Origin of the sequence: Mycobacterium sp. 1245499.0 (genome assembly GCF_001673615.1) — a bacterium.
Taxonomy (GTDB): Bacteria; Actinomycetota; Actinomycetes; order Mycobacteriales; family Mycobacteriaceae; genus Mycobacterium; species Mycobacterium europaeum_A.
Genome location: NZ_LZMG01000441.1, coordinates 1 through 9713 on the forward strand (window position 1 = coordinate 1; position 9713 = coordinate 9713).

At 69.1% G+C, this 9713-nt stretch carries 13 protein-coding genes; 9 read left to right on the forward strand and 4 right to left on the reverse strand.

Annotated features, from left to right (window positions below):
- The 4 genes from A5646_RS27280 to A5646_RS30535 all read left to right on the forward strand — a co-directional run.
- On the forward strand, positions 1-627 hold a 627-nt coding region (locus tag A5646_RS27280), incomplete at its 5' end, for a helix-turn-helix transcriptional regulator (RefSeq protein ID WP_231998485.1).
- A 158-nt stretch (positions 628-785) separates the two neighbouring features.
- Positions 786-1175: a hypothetical protein gene (locus tag A5646_RS27285; protein WP_156765730.1), complete on the forward strand. Its 390-nt coding sequence runs from the start codon at positions 786-788 to the stop codon at positions 1173-1175.
- A 40-nt stretch (positions 1176-1215) separates the two neighbouring features.
- Complete coding sequence (locus A5646_RS27290; protein ID WP_197497985.1) at positions 1216-1674, forward strand: lipoprotein LpqH; 459 nt, start codon at positions 1216-1218, stop codon at positions 1672-1674.
- A 15-nt stretch (positions 1675-1689) separates the two neighbouring features.
- Positions 1690-2751 (forward strand): MAP_0585 family protein, encoded by a 1062-nt coding sequence (locus A5646_RS30535; protein WP_369807004.1) that lies wholly within the window; start codon positions 1690-1692, stop codon positions 2749-2751.
- A gap of 96 nt (positions 2752-2847) precedes the next feature.
- Here A5646_RS30535 and A5646_RS27300 read toward each other — a convergent pair whose 3' ends face one another.
- Positions 2848-3141 (reverse strand): hypothetical protein, encoded by a 294-nt coding sequence (locus tag A5646_RS27300; RefSeq protein ID WP_082971993.1) that lies wholly within the window; start codon positions 3139-3141, stop codon positions 2848-2850.
- A gap of 122 nt (positions 3142-3263) precedes the next feature.
- Here A5646_RS27300 and A5646_RS27305 point away from each other — a divergent pair, with 122 nt between their 5' ends.
- The 3 genes from A5646_RS27305 to A5646_RS27315 all read left to right on the forward strand — a co-directional run bounded on the left by A5646_RS27305 (position 3264) and on the right by A5646_RS27315 (position 4942).
- Positions 3264-3710, forward strand: a complete 447-nt coding sequence (locus tag A5646_RS27305; RefSeq protein WP_066862321.1) for a hypothetical protein — start codon at positions 3264-3266, stop codon at positions 3708-3710.
- A 30-nt stretch (positions 3711-3740) separates the two neighbouring features.
- Positions 3741-4034 (forward strand): hypothetical protein, encoded by a 294-nt coding sequence (locus A5646_RS27310; RefSeq protein ID WP_066862324.1) that lies wholly within the window; start codon positions 3741-3743, stop codon positions 4032-4034.
- 77 nt (positions 4035-4111) lie between these two features.
- Complete coding sequence (locus A5646_RS27315; RefSeq protein ID WP_066862327.1) at positions 4112-4942, forward strand: enoyl-CoA hydratase/isomerase family protein; 831 nt, start codon at positions 4112-4114, stop codon at positions 4940-4942.
- Here A5646_RS27315 and A5646_RS27320 read toward each other — a convergent pair.
- From A5646_RS27320 to A5646_RS27330, 3 genes are all read right to left on the reverse strand, one after another.
- A complete protein-coding gene (locus A5646_RS27320; protein WP_067025651.1) occupies positions 4937-5722 on the reverse strand; it encodes an MBL fold metallo-hydrolase in 786 nt (261 codons plus the stop codon). The two genes, A5646_RS27315 and A5646_RS27320, sit on opposite strands and share 6 nt — an antisense overlap.
- Before the next feature lie 8 nt (positions 5723-5730).
- Positions 5731-7290, reverse strand: a complete 1560-nt coding sequence (locus A5646_RS27325; protein WP_067025637.1) for a long-chain-fatty-acid--CoA ligase — start codon at positions 7288-7290, stop codon at positions 5731-5733.
- Positions 7291-7383: 93 nt separating this feature from the next.
- Positions 7384-7986: a hypothetical protein gene (locus A5646_RS27330; protein ID WP_067025640.1), complete on the reverse strand. Its 603-nt coding sequence runs from the start codon at positions 7984-7986 to the stop codon at positions 7384-7386.
- Between the two features lie 158 nt (positions 7987-8144).
- Here A5646_RS27330 and A5646_RS27335 point away from each other — a divergent pair, with 158 nt between their 5' ends.
- The gene (locus A5646_RS27335; RefSeq protein WP_067025654.1) at positions 8145-8936 is read left to right on the forward strand and encodes an SDR family NAD(P)-dependent oxidoreductase; all 792 of its coding nucleotides are present in this window, start codon (positions 8145-8147) and stop codon (positions 8934-8936) included.
- An 18-nt stretch (positions 8937-8954) separates the two neighbouring features.
- Positions 8955-9713, forward strand: a 759-nt coding sequence (locus A5646_RS27340) for a catalase (RefSeq protein ID WP_067025642.1), incomplete at its 3' end; no start/stop codon positions are given.

Sequence of the window (9713 nt, forward strand, 5' to 3'; positions counted from 1 at the left end):
CGCGCCACAGAAATTTTCGTCACCCCTTTTCTGCCCGATGCCGCCGAAGCCCTGATTCAGCTCGGACGGTTCGATGAGGCGCGACGCCTGATCGACGTCTTGGAGGCCAACGGACGTCGGTTGGGCAGGCCGTGGATGCTGGCGTCGGGTGCGCGTTGCCGGGCAATGCTGCTGGCCGTGGGCCGAGACCTCGGTGCGGCGCTGGCGGCCGCGCAACGGGCGATGGCCGAACACGAGCGGTTGCCCATGCCATTTGAGCGCGCCCGCACGCAGTTGCTACTCGGAGAGATCCTGCGCAGGCAGCGCAGCCGGGAGAATGCCGCCGCGGCGATGCGGGCGGCGGTGGATACTTTCGTGGAGCTGGGCACGCCGCTGTGGGTGCGGCGCGCGCGAAGCTCGTTGGAGCGCATCACTTTCGGCCGAGCCGACGCCCAGGTGCTGACGCCGGCCGAGCGCCGGATCGCCGATCTGGCGGCGGCGGGCAAGACCAATCACGACATCGCCTCGGGGCTGTTCATCAGCCCCAAGACCGTCGAGGTCCACCTCTCACGGATCTACCGCAAACTCGGCATCCGGTCACGCGCCGAACTCGGCCGCCGCCTCGACCAACTGGAAGTCGATTCCTGACACGGCGCCCGGCCGCCGGAAAGTGTAGGGAAATCCCTAATTGATACGGCGGGCGCTGCGGGCGTTTGCTGGACCCACCGCGCGGGCGGCGGTTGCCTCATCGACGAACAAGAGACATACGGGTGAGACCGTGTGTCGCGCATATCGAAAGGAACGCCATGCCAACGACTCCGCGCGTGCACACCATGGCCGCTGTGCTCGCGGCCGTCGCCATCGCCGCTAGCAGCGCACCGCAGGCGATGTTGCCGAGGGCCCAGGCCCACCCGGGCCAACACACCGTGGTGTACCGGATCCTCGGCGGTGGTGACGTCTTCTCCGTCATCCCCGACCCCGGAACACCGGTGTATCCGGCGAGCACCACCACCTGGGTTTCGGTGCCCTGGTCGCAGACCGTGCAGGTCACCGGTAACCCGTACCTGGCGTTGAACTACACCGATAAAAGCGGCGGCCCGCACGACTGTGCGATTCAGGTGGACGGCCAGCCCGTCCCGCTCACCGAACACACGACCGGTAGGTGCGCGTACCAGATCCCCGGCCCCGCGCAGTAATACGCGGACGGCGACGACAACGACACGAAGGAGAGCAGCGGTGAAGCATGGGATCGTCGTCGGCGCAGCCGGCATGGCCGTCGTCATCGCGAGTTGTGCTGGCTGTTCCGGTAAGTCAAACACGGGCGCATCAAACCCGCCGGCGCCCGCCGGACCGCAGGTCATCGTCGACGGCAAGAGCCAGAACGTGACCGGCGCGGTCACCTGCAACCCGTCCGGGAACAGGATCACCATCGGCATCGGCGACGCGGCCAACGGTCTGGGCGCGGTGATCAGCACCGACAACCCGCCCATCGTTCACGCGGTCGGGCTCGGCATCGTCGACGGCATCACGCTCGGCTATTCCGACGCCGCACCGGGTCAGGGCGGATCCGCCGGGGCCGCGGCAAGCGGCAAGTCCTACCAGATCAAAGGCACCGCGACCGGTGCCGACACCAGCGACCCGCACCAACCGAAGCCGGTAACCAAGCCCTTCGAGTTGGACGTGACCTGCCCTTAGAAGGGAACGCAACCGATGTCCATCAAACGTCTCGCCGCAGCAGCCGGAGTTGCTGCGGGCCTGGGCTTGTCCGTCGCGGGGGTCAACGCGGGACTCGCCGGCTCCGCCCCGCCGTTGGACCCGCCGCCGTGCCCCAACGGGCAAAAGGGCTGCTCCGGTGTCCCCAACCCCGGCCCCGGGTATGGGGGCACGGGGACGGTGCCTGCTCCCGGGTCACACGTTCCCGGGGCCGGCGGCGCAACGCCGACGACCACGCCGCCGCGAAACAGCACCCCGCCCCCGACCACTTCGAAGCCGTGGAGTACCACTCCGCCGCCGACCACCTCGAAGCCGTGGAGTACCACTCCGCCGCCGACCACCTCGAAGCCGTGGAGCACCACTCCGCCGCCGACCACGTCTGCGCCGTGGAGCACCACTCCGCCGCCGACCACGTCTGCGCCGTGGAGCACTTCGGGACCGACACCGTCGCAGTGGAGCACTCCGGCGCCCACGACCTCGATACCGTTCTCGTGCCCCGCCTGGCATCCGGACTGCACCCCTGCAAACCAAAACCCGGGTCCCAGCCCCAGCGCCGGCCCCGGATACGGGGGCGCCGGCTCGACGCCGCCGTCACCCTCGGCGCCGTGGGGCAGCTCGCCGCAACCGACCCCCAACCGCCCGATCCTCAACGCGCCGAACTATCAGCCGCCACACGAGCCGTACTACCCGCCGCGTGGTCCGATCTTGCGCGGCGCTCCGCAAGTCGGCGGCCCCGTCGACCTGCCCGGCGGCTTCTGGATTCCGGGTCAGGGGGCGCCGCCTCCGCCGCGGCCGAACGGCTACGGCTGGAATGATGGCCCCGCTCCGGGCCAGCCCCCACCCAACTGGGAGGGTCCGCCGCCTGCCGGTGGCTGGAACGGGCCACCGCCGGCCGGCGGTTGGAACCGCCCGTGGACCGGGCCACCGGTTGACGCGTCCTATGGGCAGCGCTATTTCGCGCCGTTCACCTACAACACCTACACGGTCCTGCCGATCTTCAACTGGCAGTACGGCGGTTGGGGTTACTGGTTCGACGGCATCTGGACCCCGTTGTACTGAGCCACTGCGGGTGGCTGTCGAATTCGCCTCAGGCACAGACATTCTCAAGAAGAATCGGCTAGATACTCACTGGGCCAAGCGAATTCGGCGACCACTTCAGTCGAAGGCGAGCGACCATCCGATGACGGCGCTGATCCGTTCCGCGGGTGCGCCCGCGTCGACGCAGACCCGCGCGACGGTTTCCGCCGATTCGGCGGCGAAGATGCCGAAGGCATACTCATCCGCGGGAACCGCCAACGCCATCAGCAGTCGGATCTGGCTGCCGCTCGCCGCCATGGATGTCGCGCTGTCGTTGAGATGTCCGGCCGTCTCATTGATGGAATGCGCGTGCGCGTCAGGGCCGTACCACTCGACCAGGAAGCGTTCCAAGCCCGCGCCGGCGATCACCATTGCCCCACGCTATTGCGCTGCACGGCCCGCCGATATCAGGGATATTCCTACTCTTTGGCCCTCGCGACGACGCCCCAACGTAGGCTCGCGCGCTATTGCCTGATCGTGCTCGCTGAGCGACCATGAACTGCATGAGTAAGGTAACCCTAACTACCGAGCTGCCGATCCCGGTCGAGACGGCGTCCGCCCTGGCGCGCAAGCCCGAGCTGATGCGGCACGTGTTGAGCCCGGTGCTGCGGGTGTACCGGCTCGATGTCCCTGAGCGCATCGAGGTGGGCACCCAAGGATCGGCGCGGTTCTGGTGGTTCGGCGTGATCCCGGCCTGGACGCATCACCTCACCATCAAGCGACTCGAGCCGACCGAGATCTACACCAACGAGCACGGCGGACCCGTCCGGACCTGGAATCACCGTCTGACGTTCGAACCCATCGACGAGCGCAGCTGCCGTTACACCGACGAGATCGAAACCGACGACGGCCTGCACGGGCTGCTCACCCGCGCCTTCGTCCGGGTGATGTTTCGACACCGGCATCGGCGATGGCGCAAGCTCGCGCGGATCCTGCACTGACAGCGCACACCCGAGAGAGGACGGCGAACCATGGTCGGAAATCAAGAAGGCGTCGGCATGCTGAAACTCGAATGCCCGCAACGCCATCCCGTCGGCAGAATCCTCAAAGACGCCCCGCATCAATCCGTGCAGTTCGACCCCGGGGCTCAGGTCGGGCCGCGGCGGTTCTGGCCGGACGAAGACGAACAACCAAACTTCAAGGCGCTCTGCAGGTTCTGCGACAAGCCGGTGGGGGACGCCACGTCGACCCTGCAGTCCAAGCTCTCCTCGGTGATCGCCGACGCGTCCGCGACGGCGGAGACGGCGACGCTGCCTTACGTGTAGGCGGCGGGTCGCCCGGATACTGTAAGAGCTACAGTAGCGGCGCGACGCATCCGCGGAGCCGACCCGAGAGGAGTCCCGTGGCGCAGACACCGCAGAACACCCCCCGTCCGCCCGACGGCGACTGGTTGGGCACGCCGTACCTGCGCTTCGAGCGCCACGGACCGATCGCCGTGTGCACCATCGACCGGCCCGAAGCGCGCAACGCGCTGAGCCCGGCCATGTACTTCGGAATCCGTTATGCGGTGGGACGTCTCAACGAGGACCCGGATCTGGCCGGGCTGGTGCTCACCGGAACCGGCGACGTCTTCGCCCCCGGCGGCGACATGGGCGGCGGGGGAGGCGAGGACAACTGGATCACCTTCGGTTCGGCGCTCGGCATGGACGTGACGCCGTTCGACGCCGTGCGCACCTCGGCCAAGCCCATCGTCTCCGCGGTCAACGGGCTGTGCCAGGGCGGCGGGTTCCAGATCGCGTTGTGCAGCGACCTGTCGGTGGTCAGTGATCGGGCGACCTTCCGGGTGCCCGAGTTGTTCCGCGGCTACGCCGACACCTACTACAGCCAGATGCTCACCCGCGTCATCGGGCCGGTGCGCACCCGCGACCTGATGTTCACCGGTCGGGTGCTGACCGCGGTCGAAGCCCTCGACTGGGGCCTGGTCACCAGGGTGGTGCCGCACGAGGGCCTGCTTGACGCGGCGAACGAGCTACTGGCGCAGTGTTGTCGAACCGCACCGCGTGCCCGCGGCGTCATCAAGTCCAGCATCGACGGTTACCTGGGCCTCTATGACCGCATCGGCATGACCGCCAGCCTGTCCGACGCCGAGGCCATCGAAGGCTTCCGCTCGTTCAAGGAGCGCCGCTCGCCCGACTGGGTGCATCCAGAGCTGCGCGTGCAGGGACGCCTATAAGTCGATCCACTCGCCGTGCGGGGCGACCCTGAGCACGTCGCTGATGCCGGCCTGATCGAACGCCGCGACGAATTCGTCGACGCCCTCGGCGAAATGGGCCCAGCCGTCGACGTGGGCGGGGATTACCGTCCTGGCGCCAAGCAACTCGGCCGCGGCCGCCGCGCGCGCCGCGGTCAGCGTCAACGGCCGCCCACGCTCCTTGGTGGGCACGCTCGCCGCACCGGCGAACAGCACGGCGATGTCGACCCGACCGACGCGATCGGCGACGTCTTTGACCGCGGTCATGGAGGCGTTGTCGCCGCTGAGGTACACCGTCGGCAGGCCCGGCCCGGACAGCACGAAACCCGTCACCTCGCAGTTGATGTGGCCGCCGGCGTCGCGCCGGCCGTCGGCCGGACCGTGGACCGCCGGAACCGCTTGCACGGTAAGCGACGTGGATGCGCCGTTGAGTTCGTGGGACTGCCAGGGCGCCACGCCGACCGCCGGCGGACCCAACCGGCCCGCGGCGCCGGGATGGGTGAGCAGCAGGGGCGCGGCCAGCGCCATGCGGCGGCCCTCGTCGTCGAAGTTGTCGGGATGCTGGTCGTGGCTGACCAGCACCACATCCACCGGCCCGAGGGCCTCGACGCTCACCGCGGGACCGGTGAGCTTGGTCAGGTAGGCGTGTACGCCCGGCGGGTCGAACGTGGGGTCCATGACGATCCTGCGGCCGGCGATGTCGACGACTGTCGTGGGACCGCCCAGCACGCTGATCGCGCAGTCGCGGCGCGCGGCATCCAGGCGGGTGCTCATATGCCCCGCGCCCTATCGCGCCAAAACGGTTCCCGCAGCTCGGTTTTCAGGATCTTCCCGCTCGCGTTGCGGGGGAGTTCGGGCACGAAGTCGACCGTGCGCGGACATTTGAAGCCGGCCAGATGCTCGCGGCAGAATTCGATGATGCCTTTCTCGTCGACCTCGCCGTCGGCCACCACGATCGCCTTGACCGATTCGCCCCAGAAGTCGTCGGGCACCCCGATCACCGCGGCGTCCTCGACGGCGGGATGCTCGATGAGCACGCTTTCCACCTCTGGGCCGTACACGTTCTCGCCGCCGGTGATGATCATGTCCTTGATGCGGTCCTCGATGTAGACGTAGCCGTCGGCGTCCAGCCGACCGATGTCGCCGGTGCGCACCCAATCGTCGGCGGTAATCGTCTCGGCCGTCGCGTCCGGCCGGTTGAGGTAGCCCGTCATGTTCTGGTTGCTGCGCACCCAGACCTCACCGGACTCGCCGGTCGCCAACGGGTTACCGGTCTCGGGGTCGGCGATGCGAATCTCGCAGCCCAGCACGGCCTTTCCGGCCGCCAGTTGCAGCTCGGGCCGCGCCGCGTCGCGGTGATCGTCGTCGGACAGCGCGGTGACCGCCCCGCACAGTTCCGTCTGCCCGTACACCTGCACGAATTTCGTGTTGGGCCAGGTGGACAGCGCGCGATGCAGCAGCGGTAGCGGCATCGGTGCGGCGCCGTAGACGATGTAGCGCAGGCCGGCGAGGGCCGCGGTCGCCGCCTCACCCGCGTCCAGGAACCGGGCGATCACCGGCGGGACGAAGAACGCGTGCGTGGCGCCGGCCCGCACCGCGCCGATAAGCGTTGCCGCGTCGGGCTCACGGGTCATGAATGTCGGTGCACCCGAACGGATTCCGAATAGCGCATAGCCGATCCCGCCGACGTGGAACAACGGCATCGCCACCAAGTTGGCGTCGCCCTCGTCGAAGGGAAACGCCGGAGCCAGGTTGGACGCGTGATTGACCAGCGCGCGCTGGCTGAGCAGCACGCCCTTGGGGCGTCCGGTGGTGCCGGAGCTGTAAATCACCAACGCCGTCTCGTTTTCGTCGACGCTCGCGTCGGCCTGCGTCGGGGGCGCCGCGGCGAGCAACGATTCGTATTCTTCACCGACCTCGATGATGCGTTCCACACCCGGGACCCGCTCGGCGGCGGACTCGGCCGCCGCACGCAGCTCGGCGCCGACGAGCAGCACGCGGGCGCCGCTGTCGGTGAGGACGTGGACGAGTTCGTCGCCGACCACTCGCCAGTTGACGACCGTGGTCACGACGCCGATCGAGGCGCCGGCGATGAGGACCTCGAGACAGGCGGGGTGGTTCTTGTCCAGGAAGGCCACGCACTGGCCCCGCTCGAGGCCGGCGGCGCGCAGCGCACCGGCGGCGCGACGGATCCGCGAGCTCCACTCGGCCCAGGACCACTGGCGTTCGCCGTACCGGATGGCGACCGCGTCGGGCCGGTGCTGTGCGTGTCGTTCGACGATGCCGGCGAGCGTCTCCGCCGTGCTGGTCGCCGTCTCGGCTGATGGCATGAACCCCTCCGCGGTCGATTCGTACCAGTTTGTAATACGCGGTCGGTTGCACGCGTGCGACGCCGACCCTCGCCCGCGCGGGTCGCTAGCGGCTCATTGCATGGAGCTGATCATCATTCCGCCCTCGCCGGCGGCCTGGCTGGTCGCGCTGCTGTCCTGGCGGAAGTCGATGAACGCCGATCGGCCGTTCGAGGCGTTCAGCAGCTCGGTGAACGTGCCGATCACCGGGATCGCGCCCTGCGGGTTCACCACGGTCGCGGTGTAGTCGACGGAGGCTTCCTGCTGGAAGTTGGGGCCCGGCAGGGGCTTGGTCTCGGGCGCGGTCAGGCGGTTCACGTCGGTCAGGATGGCCGATGCGCCGCCGGTGAACTGGTCGATGTCGGCCTGCAGCAGCCCGGCGGCGTCCGCGCCGCCCGCGGCTTTGACCGTGATCCGCAGCTGCGCGGTGGTGTCGGCGTTGTTCAACGCCACCCAGTTCGGGCCGCGGTTTCCGACCGTCCAGCCGGGGGCCGGGGTGACCGAGACGCCCTGCGCGATGGCGACGGCGTCGTCGGACAACATCGCCACCGCGGCGGTTGGCGCGGCCCGGTCGACGGGGGAGCCGAGCAAGACCACCGCGGTGACGGCGGCCGCGCCGATCGCCCCGAATCGCCATCCGGTCCGGCGCGACCGCGCCTGCGGCTGAGGTATTGACATCGGCCTATCGTCCTCCAGCTGGCACGGCAATGTCCAAGACGGGTTTGCTATGGCTCGATACAGCCGGCCTATCGACCGACTGCATTGGTAAAGCCAACGGCGCGAACGTGTGTCACCATGACGGGGCCGAACCGCCCACCACCCGTGAAGGATGCGACATGGTGAACCCCGACCGCGCCCGTTCCCGCACCTTCGTCGTGACCGGCGCCGCGTCCGGAATCGGGTTGGCCACCGCGCGACGGTTGTTGGCCGAGGGCGGCACCGTGATCGGCGCCGACGTGGCCGCCCCGCCCGACGACCTGGGCGCGCGGTTCACCTTCGTGTCCGCCGACGTGACCGACGAAGCCGCGATCGCCGCGGTGCTGGCCACCGTGCCGGGCCGCCTCGACGGCCTCTTCCACGCCGCCGGGGTCGCCGGGGGAGGCCCGGTGCACCTGCTCGAGCGCGCCGAATGGGATCGGGTGATCGGGATCAACCTCACCGGCACCTTCCTGGTGGCCAAGGCGGCCCTGGCGAAGATGATCGACCAACCCCGGGCCGACGGCGAACGCGGCTCGATCGTGACGGTCGCCAGCGTCGAAGGCCTGGAGGGCACCGCCGGGGGCAGCTCGTACAACGCGGCCAAGGGCGGCGTCGTGCTGCTCACCAAGAACATCGCCCTCGACTACGGGCCGAGCGGCATCCGGGCCAACGTCATCTGCCCCGGCTTCATCGAAACACCCATGGCGCACAGCGTCTTCAGCATTCCCGGCATGGAGGGGCCGCTGGCCTCCATCACCAAGGAGCACGCCCTGCAGCGCCTGGGGCAGCCCGAGGAGATCGCCGCCATGGCCGCCTTCCTGCTCTCGCCCGACGCCTCCTTCGTCAGCGGCCAGGCGCTCGCCGTCGACGGCGGCTACACCGCCGGTCGCGATCACGGTGTGGTCGAACTCTTCGGCTTTCCCGACTGATCCAACTAAGATTCGTCCATGAGCGGTGCACTTACCCCTGACCAGGCGATCGAGGCGATCCGGGGCGCCGGCGGAGCACAGCCTGGATGCCGCGCGCTGCACGCCAAGGGCACCCTGTACCGCGGCACGTTCACCGCGACCCCCGACGCGCTCATGCTCTCGCGCGCACAGCATCTCGATGGTTCTACGGTCCCGGCGCTGATCCGCTTCTCCAACGGATCGGGCAACCCCGAGCAGCGCGACGGCGCACCCGGGGTGCGCGGGACGGCGGTGAAATTCACCCTGCCCGACGGCTCCACCACCGACGTTTCGACGCAGACCGCCCGGTTGTTCGTCTCCAGCACGCCCGACGGGTTCATCGATCTGCTCAAGGCGATGCGGCCCGGTCTCACCACGCCGCTGCGCATGGCCAAACACCTGCTCACCCATCCGCGGCTGCTCGGCGCGTTGCCCCTGCTGCGTGAGGCGAACCGGATCCCGGCCAGCTACGCCACCACCGAATACCACGGCCTGCACGCCTTCCGCTGGATCGCCGCCGACGGCAGCGCCAGATTCGTTCGCTACCACCTGGTTCCGACCGCGGCCGAGGAGTACTTGTCGGGGTCCGACGCCCACGACAAGGATCGGGACTTCCTCACCGACGAACTGCAGACGCGGCTGGACGGCGGGCCGGTGCGGTTCGACTTCCGGGTGCAGATCGCCGGTCCCACCGACTCGACCGTGGACCCGTCGGCGGCCTGGCAGAGCACCCAGATCGTCACCGTGGGCACCCTGGCC